This window comes from Acidobacteriota bacterium (genome assembly GCA_038040445.1).
Taxonomy (GTDB): domain Bacteria; phylum Acidobacteriota; class Blastocatellia; order UBA7656; family UBA7656; genus Onstottus_A; species Onstottus_A frigus.
In genome coordinates this window covers 1-22,916 of the sequence record JBBPIG010000017.1, presented here as the reverse complement: position 1 = coordinate 22,916, position 22,916 = coordinate 1, and the positions used below count along the sequence as shown (strand labels likewise).

At 57.5% G+C, this 22,916-nt stretch carries 22 protein-coding genes and 8 tRNA genes; 15 read left to right on the top strand and 15 right to left on the bottom strand.

Translation table 11 applies throughout. From position 1 onward, the window contains the following. Positions 1–167 precede the first annotated feature (167 nt). The 10 genes from AABO57_17985 (at position 168) to AABO57_17940 (ending at position 2,641) form a co-directional block, all read left to right on the top strand. Positions 168–914, top strand: a complete 747-nt coding sequence (locus AABO57_17985; protein ID MEK6287630.1) for an RNA ligase family protein — start codon at positions 168–170, stop codon at positions 912–914. 136 nt (positions 915–1,050) lie between these two features. Further along, positions 1,051–1,126: transfer RNA gene (locus AABO57_17980), tRNA-Phe, on the top strand. A 15-nt stretch (positions 1,127–1,141) separates the two neighbouring features. Next, positions 1,142–1,214: transfer RNA gene (locus tag AABO57_17975), tRNA-Gln, on the top strand. 3 nt (positions 1,215–1,217) lie between these two features. Beyond that, positions 1,218–1,290: transfer RNA gene (locus AABO57_17970), tRNA-Arg, on the top strand. 11 nt (positions 1,291–1,301) lie between these two features. Further along, a tRNA-Arg gene (locus tag AABO57_17965) sits at positions 1,302–1,377 on the top strand. 4 nt (positions 1,378–1,381) lie between these two features. Then, positions 1,382–1,454, top strand: a tRNA-Thr gene (locus AABO57_17960). A 134-nt stretch (positions 1,455–1,588) separates the two neighbouring features. After that, a tRNA-Gly gene (locus tag AABO57_17955) sits at positions 1,589–1,660 on the top strand. Between the two features lie 93 nt (positions 1,661–1,753). Then, positions 1,754–1,825: transfer RNA gene (locus AABO57_17950), tRNA-Val, on the top strand. Between the two features lie 60 nt (positions 1,826–1,885). Next, positions 1,886–1,960, top strand: a tRNA-Thr gene (locus AABO57_17945). A gap of 132 nt (positions 1,961–2,092) precedes the next feature. After that, on the top strand, positions 2,093–2,641 hold the full coding sequence (locus AABO57_17940) for an HNH endonuclease (protein MEK6287629.1): 549 nt from the start codon (positions 2,093–2,095) through the stop codon (positions 2,639–2,641). Positions 2,642–2,698: 57 nt separating this feature from the next. Here the strand turns inward: AABO57_17940 and AABO57_17935 are convergent, their stop codons facing one another. Both AABO57_17935 and AABO57_17930 read right to left on the bottom strand, forming a co-directional pair. Beyond that, the gene (locus AABO57_17935) at positions 2,699–3,253 is read right to left on the bottom strand and encodes a TIGR02265 family protein (protein ID MEK6287628.1); all 555 of its coding nucleotides are present in this window, start codon (positions 3,251–3,253) and stop codon (positions 2,699–2,701) included. 156 nt (positions 3,254–3,409) lie between these two features. Beyond that, the gene (locus AABO57_17930; protein ID MEK6287627.1) at positions 3,410–4,792 is read right to left on the bottom strand and encodes a Xaa-Pro peptidase family protein; all 1,383 of its coding nucleotides are present in this window, start codon (positions 4,790–4,792) and stop codon (positions 3,410–3,412) included. 130 nt (positions 4,793–4,922) lie between these two features. On the opposite strand from AABO57_17930, the gene AABO57_17925 reads away from it, so the two are divergent. Together AABO57_17925 and AABO57_17920 are read left to right on the top strand one after the other, a co-directional pair. Beyond that, complete coding sequence (locus AABO57_17925) at positions 4,923–5,084, top strand: hypothetical protein (GenBank protein ID MEK6287626.1); 162 nt, start codon at positions 4,923–4,925, stop codon at positions 5,082–5,084. 291 nt (positions 5,085–5,375) lie between these two features. Continuing rightward, entirely contained in the window at positions 5,376–6,347 is a 972-nt protein-coding gene (locus AABO57_17920; protein ID MEK6287625.1) for a SpoIIE family protein phosphatase, read from the top strand. A gap of 252 nt (positions 6,348–6,599) precedes the next feature. On the opposite strand, the gene AABO57_17915 is transcribed toward AABO57_17920, so the two are convergent. Continuing rightward, complete coding sequence (locus AABO57_17915) at positions 6,600–8,282, bottom strand: thiamine pyrophosphate-binding protein (GenBank protein MEK6287624.1); 1,683 nt, start codon at positions 8,280–8,282, stop codon at positions 6,600–6,602. Positions 8,283–8,581: 299 nt separating this feature from the next. On the opposite strand from AABO57_17915, the gene AABO57_17910 reads away from it, so the two are divergent. Both AABO57_17910 and AABO57_17905 read left to right on the top strand, forming a co-directional pair. Further along, positions 8,582–8,881: a hypothetical protein gene (locus AABO57_17910; GenBank protein ID MEK6287623.1), complete on the top strand. Its 300-nt coding sequence runs from the start codon at positions 8,582–8,584 to the stop codon at positions 8,879–8,881. A 97-nt stretch (positions 8,882–8,978) separates the two neighbouring features. Continuing rightward, positions 8,979–9,281, top strand: a complete 303-nt coding sequence (locus AABO57_17905; GenBank protein ID MEK6287622.1) for a hypothetical protein — start codon at positions 8,979–8,981, stop codon at positions 9,279–9,281. A gap of 79 nt (positions 9,282–9,360) precedes the next feature. Here AABO57_17905 and AABO57_17900 read toward each other — a convergent pair whose 3' ends face one another. The 11 genes from AABO57_17900 to AABO57_17850 all read right to left on the bottom strand — a co-directional run bounded on the left by AABO57_17900 (position 9,361) and on the right by AABO57_17850 (position 19,177). Next, positions 9,361–9,975 carry a hypothetical protein gene (locus tag AABO57_17900; GenBank protein MEK6287621.1) on the bottom strand — a complete coding sequence of 205 codons (615 nt, stop codon included), beginning with the start codon at positions 9,973–9,975 and terminating at the stop codon, positions 9,361–9,363. A 66-nt stretch (positions 9,976–10,041) separates the two neighbouring features. Next, positions 10,042–10,302 carry a transcriptional regulator gene (locus AABO57_17895; protein MEK6287620.1) on the bottom strand — a complete coding sequence of 87 codons (261 nt, stop codon included), beginning with the start codon at positions 10,300–10,302 and terminating at the stop codon, positions 10,042–10,044. A gap of 29 nt (positions 10,303–10,331) precedes the next feature. Further along, positions 10,332–10,652, bottom strand: a complete 321-nt coding sequence (locus AABO57_17890) for a hypothetical protein (protein ID MEK6287619.1) — start codon at positions 10,650–10,652, stop codon at positions 10,332–10,334. 88 nt (positions 10,653–10,740) lie between these two features. Beyond that, positions 10,741–12,036 carry a divalent metal cation transporter gene (locus AABO57_17885; protein ID MEK6287618.1) on the bottom strand — a complete coding sequence of 432 codons (1,296 nt, stop codon included), beginning with the start codon at positions 12,034–12,036 and terminating at the stop codon, positions 10,741–10,743. A gap of 104 nt (positions 12,037–12,140) precedes the next feature. Beyond that, a complete protein-coding gene (locus AABO57_17880) occupies positions 12,141–12,581 on the bottom strand; it encodes a MaoC/PaaZ C-terminal domain-containing protein (GenBank protein ID MEK6287617.1) in 441 nt (146 codons plus the stop codon). 5 nt (positions 12,582–12,586) lie between these two features. After that, complete coding sequence (locus AABO57_17875) at positions 12,587–13,132, bottom strand: DUF2889 domain-containing protein (protein ID MEK6287616.1); 546 nt, start codon at positions 13,130–13,132, stop codon at positions 12,587–12,589. Positions 13,133–13,223: 91 nt separating this feature from the next. Continuing rightward, positions 13,224–14,387 (bottom strand): transaldolase, encoded by a 1,164-nt coding sequence (tal, locus tag AABO57_17870; protein ID MEK6287615.1) that lies wholly within the window; start codon positions 14,385–14,387, stop codon positions 13,224–13,226. A 255-nt stretch (positions 14,388–14,642) separates the two neighbouring features. Then, positions 14,643–17,594 (bottom strand): DUF2339 domain-containing protein, encoded by a 2,952-nt coding sequence (locus AABO57_17865; protein MEK6287614.1) that lies wholly within the window; start codon positions 17,592–17,594, stop codon positions 14,643–14,645. Positions 17,595–17,700: 106 nt separating this feature from the next. Beyond that, complete coding sequence (locus AABO57_17860; GenBank protein ID MEK6287613.1) at positions 17,701–18,177, bottom strand: MarR family transcriptional regulator; 477 nt, start codon at positions 18,175–18,177, stop codon at positions 17,701–17,703. 130 nt (positions 18,178–18,307) lie between these two features. Continuing rightward, on the bottom strand, positions 18,308–18,763 hold the full coding sequence (locus tag AABO57_17855) for a toll/interleukin-1 receptor domain-containing protein (protein ID MEK6287612.1): 456 nt from the start codon (positions 18,761–18,763) through the stop codon (positions 18,308–18,310). A 231-nt stretch (positions 18,764–18,994) separates the two neighbouring features. Next, complete coding sequence (locus AABO57_17850; protein ID MEK6287611.1) at positions 18,995–19,177, bottom strand: hypothetical protein; 183 nt, start codon at positions 19,175–19,177, stop codon at positions 18,995–18,997. Between the two features lie 239 nt (positions 19,178–19,416). On the opposite strand from AABO57_17850, the gene AABO57_17845 reads away from it, so the two are divergent. Beyond that, positions 19,417–19,875, top strand: a complete 459-nt coding sequence (locus AABO57_17845; protein ID MEK6287610.1) for a DUF4231 domain-containing protein — start codon at positions 19,417–19,419, stop codon at positions 19,873–19,875. Between the two features lie 140 nt (positions 19,876–20,015). On the opposite strand, the gene AABO57_17840 is transcribed toward AABO57_17845, so the two are convergent. Further along, the coding region (locus AABO57_17840) for a hypothetical protein (protein ID MEK6287609.1) at positions 20,016–22,916 on the bottom strand (2,901 nt) is incomplete at its 5' end.

Below are 22,916 nucleotides of genomic sequence, written 5' to 3'. Positions count from 1 at the left end.
AGACGATAGAAAGATTGAAAATAGAATGATTGCCCGAGGTCGGTGCTCGATCTTCAATCCTCGATCCTCGATCCTCGATCCTCGATCCTCGATCCTCGATCCTCGATCCTTAATCCTCGATTCTCGATCACGGTTGGGAAGCTCATTAGGGGGAGGGAGACGCAGCGATGAACTTAGAAAACAGAAAGCCGCTTGGCGGTAAGAGCTACGGTCACATCGCGCATCTGCCCGGCTCGCGAATGGGCCCCGGCGATCACAAGTGCCACGAGGGTCAGAAGCGCATCGCGACTGAGAAGCCTCGTGACCGCCACGACGTGGTCATCGTTCAAGAGAAGCTGGATGGATCGAACGTCGCGGTTGCGAGGCTTGATGGAATGCTTTTTCCGCTGTCGCGGGCGGGCTACCTGGCCGGCAGTTCGCCTTACGAACAGCACTGGAGATTCGCAGAGTGGGTTTACGCGAATCAAGACCGCTTCATGCTCGTGCTGCAAGACGGCGAGCGTCTGTGCGGTGAATGGCTGATGCAAGCACATGGCACTCGCTACTCGTTGAGGCACGAGCCATTCGTCGCGTTTGACTTGATGACTGGGAGCCGCCGCGCGATCTACGACGAACTGGTGTCGCGGGTCAATTCCGCCGGGTTCATCACGCCGGCGGTGATCCACCGGGGAGGGCCGCTGAGCATCGAGAGAGCCCTGCTGCGGCTCGGTGAGTTCGGGTTTCACGGCGCGCTGGATAAGGTGGAAGGCGCTGTGTGGCGCGTCGAGCGAAATCGGTTGGCGAACGAAGGCCGCGGAAGCGAGCGTCGCAATGAGGTCGACTTCCTGGCGAAGTTCGTCCGGCGCGACAAGGTGGATGGAGTTTACTTGCCGGAGATGTCCGGCAATGAAGCAGTGTGGAACTGGCGGCCGTGATCCGCGCTGCCGTTCCATGCCGAAAACTGAGGATGGAGGATAGAGGATTGAGGATCGAGGATAGAAGATGGAGGATGGAAGATTGCCCGAGACCCATGCTCGATCGTCCATCCTCGATCTTCAATCCTCGAATCAGGGTTGGGAAGCTCATTAGGAAGAGCGCTGGTGTGAAGCTCCAGAGGAAGCCGGTTCGAATCCGGCCCCAACCACCAATATTTGCGAAGTGGTGCGAAGTGGTGTAACTGGCAACACGCTCGGCTTTGACCCGAGAGACTCCAGGTTCGACCCCTGGCTTCGCAGCTTGCGGACGTGGCCGAATGGATCAGGCGCTTGTCTTCGGAACAAGTCTATGCGGGTTCGAGTCCTGCCGTCCGCGCTTTTGAATACGGCTCCGTAGCTCAGATGGATCAAGAGCGTCGCTCTCCGAAAGCGAAGGGCGCGAGTTCGAGTCTCGCCGGAGTCACTGCGCTTCGTTGGTCTAGTTGGTTATGACTCCGGTCCTGTAAACCGGCAGCGCTGGTTCGAATCCAGCACGAAGCTCTCGAGAAGTTCAGAGTTCAGGCTGCGGGCACGGGCAAGCTGAAGCTTGAACTCTAAACCATATGCAAGTTCAGAGTTCCGCCTTCAGGCTGCACAGTGCGTGGGCAAGCTGAAGCTTGAACTATGAACCTCAAGCCTCGTTGGTCTAGCGGCTATGACCTCGGTCTTCCAAACCGATAGCGTGAGTTCGACTCTCACACGAGGCTCTCTGGGAGCGCAGGCATCCTTGTCTGCCCGTTTGGCGCGAGGAGTAACGAAACAGAAGCAGTCAAGGATGCCAGCGCTCCCAGGCTCTTTCTGGTCGGGTGGCCTAATGGTATGGCGCCGGTCCTACAAACCGGATGTTGAAGGTTCGATTCCTTCCCCGACTACTAACGACAGACGACCGAAGACCGACGACGGTCTGTTGTCTCCGGTCGTCGGTCAGATTTGCCGGCGTAGCTCAATGGGAAGAGCGACTGTCTCGTAAGCAGTAGACATCAGTTCGAATCTGGTCGCCGGCTCCACGATGTAATGGTTCAGGGTTCAGGGTTCCGAGTTCAGGGTCCCGAGTTCAGGGTTGATGATTGGTGGTGGTTCAACCCACCCTGAACTCTGAACCCTGAACTCGGAACCCTGAACCCTGAGCGGAAGTGATTATGTTGCTAACACGAAGAGTTCTGCTGCTAAACGCCTCTTACGAGGCGCTGGGCATCGTCAACACTCCTCGCGCAGTCCGCCTGGTCTGGAAAGGCTCGGCTGAGGTGGTCGAGCTGGACGGCGACCGTGTGCTTCGCTCGCAGCACTTCGTCTTTCCTGCGCCGAGCGTCATTCGACTGATCGCGTATGTGGACGTGAGAGGACGACAGGGACGCTCGAGCACCAAACGCTCGCGAATTCTCGCGCGCGACCGGTACCGCTGCCAATATTGCGGAATGAAGGGCGGTCCTTTCGACCTGACGATCGACCACATTCTGCCGCGTTCGCGCGGCGGACGAACCGTGGCTGACAATCTGTGCGCCGCTTGCTTCGCTTGCAACCAGCGCAAGGGCAACCGCACTCCCGAGGAAGCACGGATGCCACTGCTGGCAAATCCGGCTGCTTTGACCTACGGCATCGAGCGAGCTTCGATGCGCCACGCTGCCGAGTCGCGATGGGAGTGGCGCAAGTATCTGTTCATGGAAGAACCCGGCGTTTCGGTTGGGTAGCAATGGAACACGGATGACGCTCATATTGAGGGTCATCCGTGTGAGATTGGTTGGCTTCTATCGCCAGCTCACCAAATACCGGCAGTACTCTCCGCCCCTGGCTCGACAGGTTTCCTCCACAATGTCGACGTCCTTCGCGCCACACATCTTCAAAGCTTGCTTGTACCAGCCCATTACGGTCATGCAATCAGCCGCTGAGTAGGTTTCCGCTTCGTAGGTAGTCATCACGCCTGTGGCCGGCCCGGTGGGTTTGTAGTCGCGCCAGCCCTTATCGTAGTACACGTGGTAGATCAAAGGCGCCCGCAGCATGAAGCCTTGCGGATTGCCGGGGTCGAGGTAGAACTTCTGTATGCCGCTCAGGTTCTGCTGAGCCGATGCCGCACCCATGTCTTCAAACAGCCGCGCGTCGCCCCTCCCTATCACTTGCACGATGGCATCGTCCAGGTGTTGGCCGGTTTGAAAATGATACCAGCCGGCGGAGTTGAGCGGCTTTCGAAGCGTGGCCTGGTCCGAAGCGGGCAATGCGGATAAAACGTCCTCTACCGCTTTTGGACCGAACCGGTCTCTTACGAAGTGCAGACGAGATTCGAGAATGCTGCCTTTGATTTCCATGTGATCTCACTGGCAAACTGATTCGCGACGGAACAGCTTGCATTGGATTTTTAGCCGGGGCTTAACTGGCGGGGCTTTGAGAGCCTTTCGACTGCGGAAATCTTAATGAGATGAAAGTCGGAGGTCAATAATAAAAGTGGATATCGGTTCACGAGCCTATCGCGGCGAGGTCGCTCGCGCGCGCGACGACATCAGTCGCTCGATCTCATCAGGCTCCGACGGCAGCTTCGCGCTCATTTTCACCAGCCCCTTCTCGGTTACCAAGTAGTCGTCTTCAATCCTGACTCCGAAGGCTTCCTCAGGGAGATAAATCCCGGGCTCGATAGTGAAGACCGAGCCGACCGGCAACACACCGTAGCTCCCAACGTCGTGCACGTCCATGCCGATCCAGTGACCAAGGCCGTGAATGAAATACTTGTCGAGCGTGTTGCCCTGCTTGTCGCGCAGGGGGCTGGACTTCATCACGTCCCGCGCTGCGCGTTGAAGATCGGCCAGGCTCGATTTGCCCGGCACAAACGCCTTTTCGGCTGCCCGCTGCGCGTCGAGCACCAGTTGATATACCTCGCGCTGTCGCGGTGTGAACTTACCCGAAGCCGGAAACGTGCGGGTGATGTCCGCCGTGTAGTAGCTGTACTCGGCCGCCGCGTCAACAACGACCAACTCGCCGTTCTCGATGCGCTTTCGGTTCTCGTTGTAGTGAAGGATCGTGCCGTTGATGCCGGAACCGACGATCGAGGGATAGCCCGGTCGTTCAGAGCCCCGCCGCGTCCACTCGGCCTCCAGGGCCGCCTGCGCTTCGTATTCGTAAGCCCCCGGCTTGATGACGCGGAACAGCTCACGATGGCCTTCGATCGAAACATCGACAGCCTTCTGGAGCAGCTCGACTTCGGAAGGCGATTTGACCTTGCGCATCTCGGCGATGATCCTCGCCACGTCCGTAACTTCGTTCTTCGGATAAGTCTGGCGGAGCATCTCGACAAAGCGGCTCTCGCGGCTGATATCCGAACCCGGCCCGGCTGGAATCACGGTATAGACCTTGGGCGAGGGCTTGCCTTCCGAGGCGGGCACGGCGAGCAACTGATTCAGCCGCTCTTTGAATGCAGTTGAGGCCGCAACTTCTTCGAGACCGAACAGACGTTCGGCGTCCTGGCCCGGACCGAGTTGAACGCCCGTCCACTGTTCGTGTCTGATATCACGCGCTGGAATAAAGACCGTCTCGTGTTGCGGCTTGCCCGGAATCACGCCAGCGGGAACGAAGATCAAATATGCCGCGGGAGTCTGAACGCCAGTCAAGTACATAAAATCGTTGCGCTGGCGGAAGCGTCCGACCTCGCCGAGATCTTCTTCGCGTGCGCCTGTCATAACAACGATGCCATCTTTGATTTGCTCGAGCAGCTTCTGACGGCGAGCGCGATACTCAGACCTTGGTATGTTCGCGAGCTTGTCGTTGCCGGCGGCCACACCGGGGATCGCGAGCCCGGCGACGATCAGCGCAAGCGTCGCGAGTATCAACGTACGTTGAGTGGCATTGCGTTTCATAGTGCTAGAGCATAGCAGGAGGGAGAGAGACGCGGAAGCTCGCCGACTCAGGAGTCGAGGTGGGCCGCCGCAGTCCATATGGACCGCGCCGCATTCCTGATTGTGTTTCGGAGACGTATAATGTGACTCGGTGCCAAAGAAGAAAACGGACAAGATAACGATCGAAAAGGACAAGTTTCGGCCGCGTCCGCGCGCGCCTATCTTGCCGTCGAAAAAGTTTGAAGACAAGAAATCCCGCGAGGACCGCCGCGCGAAACACAAGAAGGACCCCAGGCGTCTGGTCGAGGAATAGCGCGCGGCAAACGGCTGGCTCACGGGTTTGAGCGCAAGGTGCGGATAGACTCAATTTCAGCCCTGACGTAGCATTCTAGCGAAGCCGGAATTGTGCCGCCCACAGCGGTTGCGCGACCGCTAAATTCTTTGACTTTATCGTGCCTAGGGCGGAACAGCTAAGCGCGTTTTTTCGTTTTAATCGACACAGCGGACTTCAAGAAATTCAGCCGAGGAAATTCAGCCGAGATTAAGGGCCGCCCGAATGAGATTGAGCTCAGAAGAACGACTGCCTCGAAGGGAGTAAAGAATAATGTCTACTCAAATAGACCTTCGCTCGGATTTGCTCGATTGGCGCAAGAGGCTCGAAACCGCCATCGTTGAGTTTGATGACAGCTCTCACCTTGTCCCGCTCCTTTCAGAAGTAGATTCAGCGCTGCACAGAATGGAGGCCGGGTCAGCCGGGATATGCGAAGCGTGTAATGAGGAGATCGAGGATGATGCGATCAAAGATCCCATCGCGCGCTTTTGTCTCGATTGCTTGAACGCCAAGGAACAGCGCGCGCTCCAGAACGATCTGGATAACGTCTCGCTGGTGCAGTACTCGCTGCTTCCGACTCAGGACCTGAGCGTGGACGGCTGGCGAGCCTATTACCACTACGAGGCGGCGGGTCCGGTGAGCGGCGACTACTGCGATCTGGTTACCAACGAAAGCGGAGATCTGTTCTTTCTCCTGGGCGACGTATCAGGGAAAGGCATAGCCGCGTCGATGCTGATGGCCCACCTTCACGCTATCTTTCGCAGCCTGATAACGCTCGACTTGCCGGTCGATCAATTGGTTGAACGAGCGAACCACGTTTTTGCTGATGCGACTATGCCGGCATACTACGCGACGCTGGTGTGCGGGAGGGCGCGGCGGTCGGGCGCGATCGAGCTATGCAACGCGGGTCATTGTCCACCGCTGTTGATTCGTAAGGGTGAAGTCACGAGCATCGAGGCGACGGGCCTTCCCATCGGAATCTTCTGCCGTGAGCAGTACTCGGCCCGCGAGCTGCAATTGGAGCCGGGTGACAGCTTGTTGCTTTACACCGACGGGCTGACCGAGTCGAGCGATCCGTTGGACACGGAATATGGGATGGAGCGGTTGACCACAATGGTCGGCGCCAAACACTCGTTCGCGCCGCAAGCCCTGACCCTGGCATGTCTTGACGATGCGCGATCATTCCGCGCGGGCCAACCCAAGGGAGATGACTTGACGGTGATGGTGATCCAGCGGGCCGCGTGAGCCGACCTACCGGACCAACGGGGCCGCTTCGCCGAGAAGAACTTCTGGGAAGGCCGAATACTTTCATGCCGGTCTTCGCGCCGCAAAGAGAATCGCCAAGTAAAGACATGAGACTCAGGATCACGGGTCTGGAAGGGTGGCTTGCCCCCGCTCTTGGTGGTCCAACCCTGGATATCCTGATCACATCAAGAAGAGCGGGGGCAAGCCACCGTTCCCAACCTGAACTTCTGTTTTGTTGTCTGGACACCATGCTCAGCGCAACACGCTGCGCACATCTCGAGCTATCGCGACATCAATCAACGTTGGACCACCTTCACTAAGCGCCCAATCCAATGCCGGCCGAAGCTCCGCAGCCTTCGAGACACGCCGCGCCGCGAGGCCCATCGATTCCGCCAGCTTCACGAAATCAATCTCAGGTTCAGTTATATCCATTCCGACGAAGACTCCTCGCTCAGCCGACTCGCCTTTCATCGCAACGAGCCCGCCTTTCAAAATCATGTAGCTCGCGTTGTTGAACACCACGAACGTGACCGCAAGCCCATATCGGGCCGCGGTCCACAACCCTTGAATCGTGTAAAGCGCCGTTCCATCCCCGACGGCGCATATGACTTGCCGGCCGGGCATCGCCAGCTTTACGCCGACCGCTTCGGGCAAGCCCAACCCGAGCGAGCCGCCCTTCGCGTAGAAGAATGAGTTCGGCTCGTTCAATTGGAAGATCGTCCTGACGAATGCCGTTGACGTTACGGATTCGTCGACCAGTACTGCATCTTGCGCGGCAGCCTGGCGCATCTCGCGAGCCACATAAGCAGGCGACATCGGTCCGTCTCCTGAGGGCGCCGAAGCGTGCTCAACGAACTTAGCCCGAGCTTGGGCAATGTGCGCGGTTATCATCTCGCGACGGCGTGAGATCATTTCCGCGGCAGGGCTGGTCGTGAACGGAACCAGCGCTTCGATCAACTCTTCGATCGCCGATCTCGGGTCGGCCAGTATCGCAACCTCCGCCGGGTAGGTCTTGCCAAGCTCGTGATCGCCGGCATCGATCTGAATCATTCGCACGCCCTCGGGAATCATCTGAGTTCCCGTGTAGACGAGAGGCGCGAGATTGTTGACGCCTATCGCCAAAATCACGTCGACGCCTTCAAGCAAAGCTCGGGTTTGTTTCGCATTCGGGAACAGCGGCCCGGCATACAGCGGGTGGCCGGTTGGAAAGACTAGCAGCGAGTTCAACGGCTCAGCGTGAACTCGCGCGGCAATCATCTCCGCAAGCCTGGCAAGTTCCGCCAGCCCGCCTGACCGGGCACAGCCGTCGCCGGAAATGATCACGGGGTTTGTGGCGTTCGAGAGCACCGCCGCCGCTTCTTTGATCTTCGACAGGTCGCCTCGGATGCGCGAGCCGATTCGGGTGACCGGCGGCAATTCGATCTCGGCGCGCTCTTCCATAACGTTCACCGGGAGCGACAGAAACACCGGGCCGGTCGGCGGGGTCTGCGCGATCTTGAATGCTCGCGCCATCGCCCTGGGTATTTCGGCCGCGTGATGAACCTCCCAGCACCACTTGGTGTGTTGCCGCGCAAGCTCGAGCATGTCGGCATACAACAGCGGCTCATCGATCATCGATCGAGTGTCTTGTTGTCCCGCGGTTACTATGAGCGGAGTTCCCGCGCGATAGACGTTGTAGAGATTCCCCAACGCGTGAGCCAGACCCGGATTCGTGTGCAGGTTGACCACCGCGGGCTTACCCGTAGCTTCGGCGTAACCGGCGGCTATGCCGAGCGCCGAATCTTCGTGCAGCGCGAGTATGTACTTGATCTCGTCCCGCGCGGCGAAGAGGTCCATTAACGGCAGCTCAGTGGTGCCTGGATTGCCGAAGACGTAGCGGACGCCTTCGCGCACCATGAACTCAAACATCGCTTGCGCACCGGTCATTTCTGGCATGGTATCCTCCGTGGTATTCAACTGCGGTTCAACGCCGCGAGATTATATCCGAAGGAGAGACGCGGCCAGAAGTGGCCAGCCGGCAGGCTCATTCGCCAAAGGAGCGAGAACCACACGGCCCAAAGGCTTGGTTGGTCCGGCTCGACGGCCTGATCGTCACCGCTAGACGCAAACGTCTTCATCGGCGAAACGAGCAAGGCGGGGCAACCACAATTCTTGGCTCGAATGTGGCGGGCTGCAATCTCCGAGAGTAGAATCTCATCAATTGAAAGTTGGCTCGGGTGAAAGGAGGTATCAAGATGGAAGTAATGACTGCTCCGCAACTCGCTATCCCAACCGCTGAGGATGCCATAGCGGTTGTCAATCGCTGGTTGCATCGTGAAGTCGGTCTAGCCGTTCATGTGACTACTGCCACCTTTGATCCGGACACATTCTTTTGGCACTTGCCCATCGAACTGGCCTATCCCGCGACAGGCACGCTGGGAGTGCTCGGAGATGTCTACCTCCATGCCGCTACCGGCGCGGTTGCGGGCTCCCCGGACGCGGCCGAGTTCCGCCGTCGTGCCGACGCGCTGGCCGCCGCGTGCGAGATTGAGTGATGATCGCCTGGCACGCCGGTCTTCATCAATGAAACGTTCATCCTCTGCCAGAGGCAGGCGCTCGGCCGGCACGAGCGGCCCTGAATTAGAAACGACAATGAAGAAACTTGGATTGGCGGCGCTAGGCTGTTACTCGATCCACGCTGGCTTTCACATTCTTAACGGGTGCCCGGAGGAAGTGCTCTGGATGTGTCACCTCGAGGTCGAAGCAGGGTTCTTCCCTTGCCTGTATGTCGATTCGATTCATCGCACCTGCGCTCCTTTGCACATAGTCGAACTCGCGGGGGTTGATCCAATAGGATCCGTGAAGGTGGAGTACCGATGTACTGGAACGATCGTGCAGTCCTCGGTTGGGATGACCGGGCGCGCGAGCAGCACTCAAGAGCAGCACTCAAAGTAATGTTAAGAGACTCGCTTCGCGCGCTCCGGTCGATCCCGTTGTTAGGACCCGCCTCCAGGTGAAAAAGTCTGCATTTGGTTTAAAGCCCATTTCTGAAAAGGAATTTTGCATCACCATCATTATCAGAGTAAAAGCCTATAGCCTCGTGGAAATTGAGTCGAACCTCTTGCTGTGTAGAGGTGTCATTTCTTACTTTAATTTCATAATGCCCCTCATGGAATGGTATCCGCCTACCTGCCATTTCTATGAATACGGCGTTGGTCCACAAACCGTCTTTTGCATAGGGCATAAGTGGTATCCATGATTCATCAGTGGCTTCAAGCGGCACGCCCCAAATCGGAGACGTAAATCCATTTTTGGTATTGCTGATAATCTTGCCACTCAAGTATCTAATTGTTCCTGTTTCCCCCGGCTGAAGATAACCAAGTTTTACTCCTGTTGGTTCTCGTCCAGTTAACACAACTTCAATATTAGATGGAGGTGGCGCAGTTGTACTATGTGACGTGGTCTGATTCTCAGGCTGCGGTGGAGTCTGCGACGTATTCTGGAGAGTTTGTCCCGCTTTCTCTTTCTGGGTGTCTAAGCCGATCATCAGCCGGAACTCTGGCGCAACAAACAGAGCAGCCATGACCCCTATGATTGCAACAATCAAAGCATAGAATGTAAGTTTCTCTGCTCGTGACCAACCATTCATTTGTGTAGGACTCCTTTCTCAGCGCCTCGTGGGGGTCATCCTTCGCTCTTGTCAGCGCCATCCCGGTTATGCCTGCCGAGCAAAATCTAACCGGTAGGTCGCTTCGAGGTTGGACCAATACTCGGCACTGGTGCCAAGCACTCCTGAAAACACGACGGCGAAGGTGGGTGTTATGGTCTTCTTCCCCTCGATGATCTCATTGATTTCCTCATTGGATCGCCCCGTGATGTCCGCGAAGTGACCGGCGCTCCATTCTCTAACGTCGAGTTCTTCCTGGAGAATCTCGCCTGGCTTGATCGGTCTGAATGGGCGAAGCGCGGTCTTCATGCTGGTCTTCGGCGCCTCCAATCGAGACTTCACTTGTGGTTTGCGATGTGACGTTCGAGCGTAATGATCAGGGCGTTGAGACTCTGCTCGGTGACTCTCTGCGCCTCGGACAATGCGCTGAGGTTTTGCTCGGTGACTCTCTGCGCCTGGAACAGCGCCTCGTGGCTCTGCGCCAACTCTACATGTTGTTCTGTCAACGTCGCGAGTATCGCATTCTCATTTTGCTGGGCAGTGGCGACATCGAGTAACACGCTTTCTATCTGCGCCATGCGCTCCTCGAACTGAGCTTGACGAGTGTCGAACCTCGCCTGCTGTTCAAGCAAGAATTGAATCGTCTTCTCGACATCCATCGTGCGGACCTCCTTGGGAATGTCTTGGGCGGTAGCTTAGCATGACAGAGCCAATCCGGCGCAAGAGCCCGCTGGCTCGCTTCACTCATCACACCACAATCATCGCTAACGTAGCTGCGGCCATTACTGCAGCGGTCACCCAGCCCGCCCATTTCAACAGCCAGGGATTGACTCGCTCGCCCATGACCTTCTTATCGCTCGTGAGCATTGTGACCAAAACGATCAATGGAGGCGCTAGCACCCCGTTTATCACCGCCGCATAGAACAACATCTTCACCGCGTTGAGCTTCAAGAGGTTTAACGCAAGTCCCAGCGCCACTGCCGCCGCCAGCACGCCATAGAACTTTCTTGCTACGCGAGGCCTATCGTTAAGCGAGCCGCGCCAGTGCATCGCTTCGGCAACCGCGTAAGCCGCCGATCCGGCGAGCGCCGGAATCCCCAGCATGCCCGTTCCGACCAGCCCAATCGTGAACAGCAAGTATGCAGCATTGCCTGCAAGTGGACGCAAAGCTTCAGCGGCCTCGCGGGCGGTCTCGATGTCGCGGTGGCCTTGTTCATACAGAGTCGCGCCCGTCGTCAGAATGATGAAATACATCGCCACTCCGGCGAACACCATGCCCGTTAACACATCCGTGCGCGCCGCTCGCAACTCTTCGTCGGTCGCGCCGCGTCGAGCGTGCACAGTCTTGCGGCCTCTTGCGCGTTCTTCTTCGACTTCCTGCGCCGCCTGCCAGAAGAAAAGATATGGCGATATGGTTGTGCCCAGTATCGCGACGAAAGTCGCTATGTAGCTCGCGGTCCATTCGACGTGCGGCACGAAGGTCGCGCGCAGGACTTCGCTCCATTTCGGGTGCGCCATGAACGCCGCGGCCACGTATGCGAACAGCACCAGCGTGAGCCACTTAAACACGCGGGCCATGTGCCGGTAGCTGGACCATATCAGCAGCACCACTATCAACCCGGCGAACACCGGCAGCCATATCAGAGATGGAAGCCCGGTCATCATCTCCATCGCTTCAGCCATGCCGCCAAGGTCAGCGCCGATGTTCACCGTGTTGGCGACCACGAGCAACGTGCACGCGCCAAGCAGCACCCACTTCGGATAACGTCGCCGGATCACGCCCGCAAGTCCCTGCCCCGACACTAGCCCGAGGCGCGCGCACATGATCTGGACGGCGATCATCAGCGGGAACGCGAAGAACACCGTCCACAATTGCGCGAATCCGAATGCCGCACCGGTGACCGAATAGGTGGAAATGCCTGAGGGATCGTCGTCGGCCGCGCCGGTGATCAGGCCGGGACCGAGCTCGGCGAAGAATCGCCGGATGTGAGAAGGCGGGCGCTTCGGTTGAGAACTTAGCGGGGCTACTTCATCGATTTTCATCAGTAGTAACGAATCTGTCTATCGGGCAGCGTGGCTAGCGCCGGTGTTTACAGCCTTGATGAACTAACTGGGATCGGGGGTCCAATCGCAACGCGAATTCGAAACTAGCGCCGGCGTTTGAGTAAAACCTTCGCCGTGTAGCTCACAACGACCTCGTCACGGTGATTGATGACTTCGTTGAGCATGGTGACGATGCCGCTGTGTTCATCTCGCTCGCTCTTTCCTTCGACCTTCTGCTTGACGCGAATCGTGTCGCCGATGAACGTGGGCTTTACGAAGCGCAAGCGGTCGAGTCCGTAAAACGCGATCACCGTGTCGGCCGTCTGCCCCATCCGCACCGACAGCCCGGTTGCGATGGAGAAGACCAGCGCGCCGTGAGCGATGCGCTGTTTGAAAGGTCCGCGCTCGGCGAGCTCCTTGTTGGTGTGTATCTCGTTCCAGTCTCCGGTTATGCCTGCGAAGTTCACGATGTCGGTTTCGGTCACCGTGCGCCCTGCGGTTGTCGATTCTTCACCGACTTCGAAGTCCTCAAAGTATTTTCCCATCGCGATCACTCCTCGTTGAGGTTTAAGGTTGAGCCATCGTCTTTCTTTTCGATCGTGAGTTGGAACAGCGGATCGGCTGCTTCGCTAAAGACAAAGCACGAGTTGCGAAGCCCGGGCATCCACCCGAGCACCATCTCGCGGCGAAGCCGCGCGTCGTCGCGGGCGTCACGCATCGCGGCTGCGGCTTCGGGCTTCTCCTTCGCCGCGACGTAGTTCATCTGAAATGCGGAGGCTGCCATGTTGGTCACCAGGGTATGAAGATGACTACAGCTTGATGATCCGCCAACGACCTCACCAGCGCGCTTTCGAAACCCGCGTCCAATTCGTTCGCCGACCAGGCCACCGAGCGCCGCGAGCGATCCCTGGCAGAAGCCTGGATAAGGCATCGCGGTGATATCGCCGGTCGCTTCGCGAATGAGAAAGTCCGGAAAGCCGACGACGAATCGCGCCGCAAGCGAATGGACGTTATCGTTGAGAGTGCCGCGAATCTCGAAGCTCGAAGGATCGAGCCAGTCCATCTCAACACTCACTGCTCTAGAAAACGCGGGCATGAAGTCTCCTGAGGTCAGAAGTCAGAAGGCAGAAGGCAGAAGGCAGAAGGCTGCCTTCTGCTTTCTGCCTTCTGCCTTCTGATCTCTGACTTTAGTCCGTTGCGGCGCCGCTCGTTTGCGAACGACTAACGATCTCGGCCGCGCGAGACTCAATCGTCTTGAGCAGCTTTTCGAACGGCTCGACGAACAACCTGACGCCGTCGGCCAGCACGTGCGCGGTCACCTGATCGAGGCTGATCCCGACTTTCTCGAGCCGAGCCAGCAGCGCGCGTTCCTCGTCGAGATTGTCTTCTATCGTCACTTGCGCGCGGCCGTGGTCGCGGAACGCGACGATGGTCGCCGGCGGAAGGGTGTCAACCGTCTCGGGGCCGATGAGCGCTTCGACGTAGTAGACATCTGGGTAGACGGGGTTCTTGGTCGAGGTCGAAGCCCAGAGCGGCCGCTGCACCTGCGCGCCTTGCTGTTTCAGTGCGGCGAATCGCTCGCCGTGAAACACTTTCTTGTATCGCTGATAAGCGATCTTGGCATTGGCGATTGCGATTCGGCCGAGCAGAGATTGGAGCTTGGTGTTTTCTTCTTCGTCAGTGCTCTGGCTTATGCGCCGCTCGAGTTCCTTATCTACCGCCGAATCGATTCGGCTTACGAAGAAGCTTGCGACTGACGAGATCTTATCGACCGGTTTGTTCTCGGCGGCGCGTCTTTCGAGGCCGCGAATGTAAGCTTCCATCGTCTGGTCGTAGGCGTGGAGAGAGAACAGCAGAGTGATGTTGATATTGATGCCCTCGTAGGTGCATTGCTCGATGGCTGGGATTCCGGCTTCGGTGCCCGGAATCTTGATCATCACGTTTCTGCGATCGACCAGTCGCCAGAGCCGGCGGGCCTCTTCAACAGTCCCGTCGGTGTCGTTTGCCAGCAGCGGCGAGCACTCGAGGCTTACGAATCCGTCGGCGCCGCCAGTCTGGTCGTATACGCCGGCGAGGACGTCGGCGGCCATCTGTATGTCGCGGATGGCAAGCGCTTCGTAAATCTCCTGGGCGCTCTTGCCCTCGGATGCCAGATCGCGTAACTGATCGGCGTACAGCTCAGACCCGGCGATGGCCTTCTCGAATATCGCCGGGTTCGAAGTCACTCCGCTCAGTCCATCTTCGTCGATCAGTCGTTTCAGTTCTCCCGACGTGATGAGCTTTCGCTCGATGTTGTCGTTCCAGACCGACTGGCCAAGCCTGGTCAGTTCAATCAATGGATTAGTGCTCATGGTTTATCCCTCCTCGAGAAGTATGCAGCTAACGGCGTTGAGCGCGCAAAGTGAGTATCGAGCGTCCTGGTGGGGATTCGTCTGCCGTCACGCGGCTATTATCTGCACGCGACCGGCTGAGCGCAACCACCCACTCCTGCGATAGGGGTAGGGAGTGACGATTTCCGATTGCCGATTTGCGATTGCCGATTTGCGATTGCCGATTTCAGAGGTGCGCTGCTAGGTCGGCAATCGGCAATCGTCGCTCCCTGCTGGTCACTCCGCACTCATCGGCTCCGGTGTCTCCGAGTCCCCGATCAACTCCGCCATACGTTGCCGATAGCGTTGATACAGGAACGACACCGCCAGCAGAATCGCGCCCAGCACGATAAACGAAATTATCCGGTACAGTTTCACGAGCGACGACAGATCAAACAGAAACACCTTGAAGATCGTCAGCCCCAGCAGCAACAGCGCCATCACTCGAAGCAGCTTGCTACGACGCGCGATTCCGACAGTCAGCATCGCGCCGCCGTAGATCGCCCACACCATCGAAAGCGAGAGCTGTTGCGGCAGCCGCAAGTCACTCAGCGCCACTGACGTCACCCCGCCCGCGCTCATCTGCGCCGCGTAGTAACCCAGCGCTTCGGCAGAGAGCGCGACCAGTGCCAGCAGGTTCGCGCTTGCGACCAGCACCGGCACTAGAATGGAGCGCTCGTCGTCGTCAGCAACCTCCGAATGAGCGTAGAACCTGGCACTCGAGGCGAGTGCGTACACGAGCACCGCGAACGTCGCGAACGTCTGATTGAACAGCAACGTGTGCCACGGCGCATCGTAGTAAGACAAATCGACGACCAGTACTTTCGCGACTGTGAAGGCAAGCAACAGCAACGAGCCTATTCTCAGCGCTCGCGCTCCTCGCTTGATCCCAATCAACAGCGCCGCCGCCGCGTAGACCGTCCACAGAGCCGAGAGAACGAACTGCTTGGTGTTCTCGATGCGATCGGCTTCCTGACCGCCAAGTTCCGCTCTCATCCTGGTGAAATGACCCATGACTTCAGCGCTCAACGCAACGATCGCAAGCCCGTTCGCTGCGCCTATCAGGAGAGGAAGCACCACGTCTCGCTCTTCGACATCGGCGTACTGAGGGCGCGCGTAGAACGAAGCGGCAAGAGCGAGCGCGAAGACTATTATTGCGAAAGCGGCGAACGTCTGATTCACGATCAGCGTGTGCCACGACGCGTCGTAGTACCTCAGATCAACTGCCAGAACTTTGATGGTTGCGCCCGCTAGCAAAACAAGTGCAAGGAACCGCAGCGGCTTCAGCTTGCGCGTTATTCCGACAAACAGAGTCGCCAGGCCATAGATCGCCCACAGCGCGGTCAACGTCAGCGCCTTGGTATTGGCGAGCGAGCTAACAGCCTCGCGGCCAGATTCGAGCGCCTTCCGTTGCTCGAAGAAATCGTTCGCGTCGATCGTCAACAACGCGATGGCCAGTCCGTTCGCGGCCAGGATCAAGAGTCCCGCGAAGCTCGTCCGCTCCTCGGCCTTGTCGCCGTATCGTTTGTAGAACAGCGCCGCAGCCGCGAGCGCACCAACAAGAACAGCACACGACAGCGCGCGGCGATTCAACAGCGGTACGAAATCGAGCTGCTCAGCGTACGCAAAGTCGTGTACGTCTACCAGGACCCAGTGCGATAAGGCGATAACGAATACTACGAGCCCGGCGTAGCGCGACGTCCGGTCGTTTGCCCGCAGCCCGATCCAGGTCATCACCGCGCCTTCGACTGCCCAGCCCATCGTCACCCAGTGCTGATCGAATTGAATCGGCACTGCGAGGATCGAGAACAGAAGGCCCAGACCGAGGAAGGTGAATACCAGCAGCCGGTCTTCGCGGTCGCGGCGATAGGTGAAGTAGCCCAGCCCCAGGTAAAACGCGGCCACCAACAAAGCAAACAGACCGAGCGCGTCGTGGTACCTATCGTTGTGGTGTTTATCATCGAGCAGCAAGTAGCTCGTTCCAAAGTAGAGCAACGCGTTTGAGAACACCATCGCCAGATCGAGCCACCCGGTCGCGCGGCGGTTCACTACGTTGTACAGCACAGCCAGCAACGCAAAGATAATGAAGAACAGCGTCAGAAAGAGAATTGTTGTCCACAGCTTCTCGGGCCGGTACCACTCGTCGATCCATGCGGCGAACATTAGAACCGTGGCGATGAATGACAGGTAGTTCAAGCTGCGCCATTGTTTCGAATAGGCAAGCGCCAGCACTCCGAGGTCCAACAGTGCGATGTAGCTGAAAAAGGCGGCTTGGTTATCGACGCCGGTCGAAAGCAAGATCGGCGTCAGGAATCCCCCGATCAGTCCAAGCACCGCGATTGGCAAAGCGTTGTATCTCGCGGCTAGCAGCGATGCCGTTGCGGTCACCGCGGCCATCAACGCGAAGGCGACAGGCGGAGCGAGCAGGCCGTAAACCTTGAACGACGCGAACCATATCGACGCGTACAACACGGCGATGCCCCCGCCGGTCAGACCGTAGGCGTAGCTCGCATATCGTTTGCGCAGTCGTTCCCCAGCTATCAAAAACGCGATGCCGATCGCCCCGCCAATCAGCACTCTTCCTGCCGGCCCAATCCATTGATTGTCGACGGCGTATTTCAAGAAGAAGGCGACGCCCAGGAAGATAGCGAGGACGCCTATGCGGTTGAACCAGTTCCCGCCTATGCGAGCTTCAAGGTCTTCGCCCTGCCGCGGTCTGCTGACTGAGATCGTAGACATCGTCGCGCGAGGCTGCCGCTCAACGGGCGTTCGCGGAATGACAGGCGGCGGGCCCTGCGGCACGGGCACGCCGATTACGCGCCGGTCGGAAGGCCGAGACGGCGGCGCATCCGCGCGCGGACGAGGACTCTCTGTCGGGTCCTTGGTCGAAGTTGGCGGCGCAAGCGTCGAAGCCTCACCCTTTGTCTGATCATTGACGCGCGTGGCAGGCGGCCTGGGTGTTGCGTTCGGTTTGAGCGCCTCTTCGGCGGCGCGCAGGCGAGAAAGCTGAGCTTCGCGATCGACCTCGGTCGTTGCCTCGAACTCGCGCGGCACTGCGCGAAAGACGAGGCCAAGCTTCTTCTCGATTTCGTACAGGCGAGCGGCAGTGTCACGCGCCACCAACTCAAGGTAATTCAGGCGATCATCGAGGTGCTTGATCTTGTCGGGCGAGGAATTATCTTCAGCCATAAGAGGCCTCCATTTCGGGCCGCGATGGGCGAGCCGCGACGGACGTAGAGTCGACTATGCACAGCTAGCGGCTATAGATGACGGCGCGATTGCTGTGGTTGCGGGGTCACGCTCCATTGGTAATGATGTATTGGCGAATTGTATTCATGGCCTTGATCACCCCTCGCTTCTCCGATGCGGTCAGCGCGTTCATCATTTTGTCGACCTCTTTGAAGTACGACTTCTCGACTTTGGCTTCCAGCTTCTGACCCCTGGGGGTTAGCACGATCTGATTGAAGCGCCTGTCGGAACGGTGCGAGGCGCGCTTGACGTAGTCGGCGCGTTCGAGCCTGTCTATCAAGCCTACGACGTTTGATTTGGTGACTATCAGGTGTTCGCTGAGCTGCTGCTGGCTCAACCCTTCGCCGGAGTGCTCCTTGAGGATCATAAGTATGTTGAACTGAACATCGGTCAGGCCAAATTGAGAGAAGAACCGATCGGATAGCTTTTGCATCAGCGAGGAAGTGCGCACGAGGCTCAGCAGCGCTTCGTGATTAACGCTCGCCAGCGGTTGTTTTAACTTGAGTTCCTGTTGCAGTCTCATAGTTGTTCTCACCGCGACAGTTTATATATGAACTATCTCTATGTCAACTATTATTCCTGGAGGCGCAGGCATCCCTGCCTGCCCGTCTCGCTTAAGGAATGATGAGTGCAAGGAAGGGACGGCGGGCCGGCTAAGGGTTTGCGGCCGCCTTGATCTTGCGGGCGATGCTGACAAGCTCTTTGTTCAAGTCAGCGCCCTTCAAGCTATCGAGCGGGCGAGTCGGATCGTTGGCTGCCTGATACTTGGCGATGTCGGTTTCGTCGTAAAGGCTCGCGCTGACGGCCACCCAGATAATGGTCGCGCCTTGCTGCTCGGCAGCAGCGAGAAGCGGCGGCAGCTCCTGCTCGACGATGAAATCCGAGGCGAGAAAATTCTGGCTGACTAGAAGCACGGCTACCTTCGCCGACGCCAGCGCCTTTTCGATCTCATCCTTCCACTTTGCGCCAGTTTGGATATTCGTGTCAGCCCAGACGCTGACCGCTCCGTGCCGCACGAGTGGCTTCAGCGTGGTGTGGAGCTTCTGCAGCCAAGTCTTGTCTTTGTGACTGTAGCTGATGAAGACCTGATCGCGGGCCTGTTCAGGCATGGTGGTTACCTCTACGCGCGCGCATTGTACCGTCCAACGTTAGTCTCGCGCAAGTAGTGCTCATGCCAATCGGCGCGAACAAAGTGGGACGGAGCACAATTGACAAAGCGGGCGATGCCGATTAGAGTTCGCCGCATCTGACGGGCATCTAACCGGTATCTGACAGGCCCCGGCGCAAGAGAGAAACGCGGTTCAGGCTTCATAACTGGGGTTGCAATGATGTTTGATCCTCTACAAGGAGTCGTAAGGCTTGGGAGTTTCTTGTGAAACGATGAAATTGCGGCGGCGATCTATGACGAACTTTAGTTCGTCGAGCAACCACGTAGGGGTTGAATGTTTGTAGTAGTGGCGGCGACAGGTCCTCACCCCCGGAGGGGTGAAATGTCCGCTGGTGTCGTCGTCGTCTGATCGCACACACAACTCCTAACGGAGTTGGCCCGTGTGCCGACATCATTCTACAAACATCAAACTCCTACGGAGTTCCGCGATGAAGCGCTTCGCTGAACGGTCCAGACTCCAGCGAAGAACTTTAGTTCGTCGATGAGTAGTTGATGCGCCGCATTCGCAGGTCCACGACAAACTGAAGGTTGCCCGGACATTCTCGAAAGGACTGTGGCTGATCAAAGTGACGCCGCCACACACTGGTGAACGTTATGACCGACGAGCAGTTCGATGAGTACTTAAAAGAGCGCTACCGCGACCAGATCAACTACTACGGTGGTAAGGCCGGATGGAACAAGAGAATTTACAACTGGTTTCAGTGGAGCGTCATTGTTGTTTCGGCGGTGATGCCAGTGCTAATTGTTTCTAGATTCGAGACAGAGTACATCAAGTGGGCAACGGCGGGACTCTCGTTATTGCTGGCCATAGGCACCTCGGCGCTGAAGGCTTTCAAGTTTCAGGAGAACTGGTTGAACTACCGCCAACTGGCGGAGACGCTCAAGCAGGAAAAGTATTTCTACGAAGCAGAGCTTGGCAGTTACGCAACCGCGGCTGACAAGCGCGCGATGTTTGTCGACCACGTTGAGTCGTTGATCTCGCGCGAGAACGCGATTTGGACCAACGTGCATCAGCAAAAGGAAGAACCCGCGAACAACTCGCAAAAGCGCTAGGTTCCCAGGTTGAACTGGAAGTCCAGGTTCTTCGTGGCTCGCGCACTGAAAAGCCGTCTCAGCTAGGGCTCACATCTCTTTCGCCACGTGCCGGCGGCAAGGGGCGATGTTGCGCGGTATTCGGAGGTTGTTGATCGGGGTTAACGCCTCAATCGATAGCCTGGATCGACACCTTGAGTCATCAGCAGTTGCTGGATTTCATACGGGTGAGTACCCCGACCCGTCAGCTTGTCCCTCGATACGAGAAAAACCTGCGCCAAGCCTCCGCCGCTATCGATACTGAGGTCCGCAAGCCAGGTTTTCTCGTTCGTAAAGAAAGTCAACTGCAGCTTCGCGTATTGGTCTTGAGTCTTAAAACTGCCCGCGTCCGTGAAGTAGCCAGGAGACGGCTTAAACAGACTCTGCGAAACTTGAATGAACTCAGTGATCTGACTGCTCTTGACTAAGCCGCGAAGATCCTGGTCAACCACTGCGAAGATTCGATCTCCGCGAATTTCCCTTAGCTCCCGAAGGTATGAAAGAACAGATTTCGGGCCTTCAAGACTGATGGCCTTACACTTTGCGATGAGGTTTAACAGTCCTGCTCGCCGAACGTCGTCCAGCGATTCATAGAGGCCCTCTCCCATTTTGCCTTCGTTGCCATCAACATTCTTGCTCACCTTCAGTAGGGTTTGAGCTTCGGCTGGCAAGTCCTCGTATTTGGGGAATTCAACCTTACCAACCTTGGTAGGGTCAAGGGCAAGAGTGATCGTGGTTTCCGAGATTCCGTTTGGCTTCACACTCACGAATCGAGTCACCGGCAGATACGAGGGAGAGGCTATGTTGATCTGGTAGATTCCCTTTGGAGCAGCGGCCACAAGATCACTGATCAGGATGGCTTTGGATGCGTCCAGGTTTCGAAAAGCACTTACGCCCGAGCCCGACTGGTTTCGCAAGGATATCTCAACTTGCTCATTCAGGAATTCGCCGTAGGCATTTTTCAATCGCAGTCTCAGCTTCCCAGTGCTGGTTGCGGGAGCCGATGATGCGTCTTCGATCGACGTCAGCAGCGTCTTCTGTTCCGCGGCTATGGAGGCGGACTTTTGCTGCTCATTCTTAAGATCGGCCAATGCCTGCTCAGCGGTGTCCCTGGCTCTATCAGCAGCGAGCCTGGCTTGTTCGGCGGCGACCTTCTCCTTTTCCAGAGCCACTACTAAGTCGCTTTTCTGTTTTAGGGCGGCTTCGGTCTTTAGCTTTTGTTCTGTTAGTTGCTTCAAAGCCGCTAGGGTATTTGACTCGGACTGCTGTGCGTTGCCCATCAAGCTCATGGCCTCTTTTGCGAATTGCATGGCAATGCCCTTTTGTTTTATTGCTTCCCGTCGCTGATCATCGGCAATGAGTTGCAGACGTCTGGCCTCCTGACCCTGCCTTCGGGCGACCATCTGCTCCTGCTCCGCTTGTTCCCTAGCGAGGCGTGCCTGTGCTTCCTTTACCGCATTGTTCTTAGCCTCCTCGGCGTTCAGCGTTACTAACTCCAGAAGGTCATTCGCTCTTACAGTCTGTTGCTTGGCAGTTGCGCTCTGTTGAATGGCGAAGATGAGAGCAACCAACGACACAAGGAATAGAAAGGCAAACACGCTCGCGGTAATACGCGTTCGTTTGATTCCTCTCTTACGTTCCTTTTCCTTGTCGCGGATCTCGGCATCACGCGCAGCCACACTTTGATCAAGGAAACTCATCGCCGACCCAAAATCACGATGGTAACGCTGCGCCCAAACCTGATTCGGTTTGCTTTGCTCGCGCCACGTCAACGCGATCTGCAAGTCGGGGTCGCGCCACAGACCCGCTCGACCCTCGCTATGCAGCACGGCCGTCTCCGCCAATCGACCGTAGATCCTTGCGGATCGTGATTCCTGCTCGACCCACTCCTTCAATCGTTTCCAGTTTCTGATCAGGCTCTCGTGCGAAATATCGATCAGCGATGCTCCAGTAAGACCAACTCCGGCAGGCATTAGAAACGACCGGCCCTCTTTCCGAAATACCTCGATTACCGCGATCACTTCCGCCTCGCTAGCATCCCCGAGCGCGCAAAGTTCCTTTAACTCGATTGGACGGCGAACCTCTCGATTGTCCGAACCCTTTTCGGTAAGTCCCTTGAAAGTCTTTTCGGCAATCTCTTTGCTTCTTTCGTCCGTCAGCTCGGCGTAGGCCTCATCAGCGTGATCGGATAGCGCATTCGACATTGTGCCGATCGCTTCGTAGCCGGCTAGATCGAGCGGCTCGTCTTCTTGATGGTCTTCCTTCCACTGGTCCCACGTCCTCATGAGGGCATGCTGAAGAATGGGTAGTTGGTCCTGGTCGTCACCGACATCGTTCAGCAGGCGATTGACCAGACGCGGTGCGATTGTGGCGCCGCCCACCGCTACCGGCCCGGTGATCGCTTCGCGGAGTTGATCGCGGGTGAGACGAGGGATCAGATACTGGCTTTCGTTGATCGCTTCGGGCAAGTCCCAGAACTGGGAGCAATCGCCCAGGTAGTCGGAGCGCATCGTCAGCACGACAAAGATGGGAACCTCGCGTTGTTGCGACGCTTCGAGAATCAGCTTGACGAAGGCTGCGGCTTCGTTGTGATATGCCTCGCCCTGAGTTACTCTGGCAAACCGGAAGATTTCCTCGAACTGATCTACCAGCACAAGCAAGTTTTCATTCTTAGGCATCGCGGCCTGACGAACGGCATCGACAAGTCCGAGGCTGCCGCGCCTTAGAGTTGCTTCGCCGATCGCGGTCTGAATCGCTGCGTTCTCTTCGATCTCCGATCCGAACACATCAGAAGCGTTCAGGGCTTGCGCCAGATTGCCGACAGGGTCGTTGCCTGGCCGCATGATCGCGACACGCCAGTCCGAACCGGCGCTGGTCATGAAGCCGCCCAGAAGTGCGGGCCGCAGTCCCGCCCGCACAAGTGAGGACTTGCCGCTGCCCGAGGTGCCGACGACAGCCAGGAAGCGGGTGCGACCAAGCTTTCCAATCAACTGTTCGCTCTGTCCGTCGCGCCCGAAGAATAG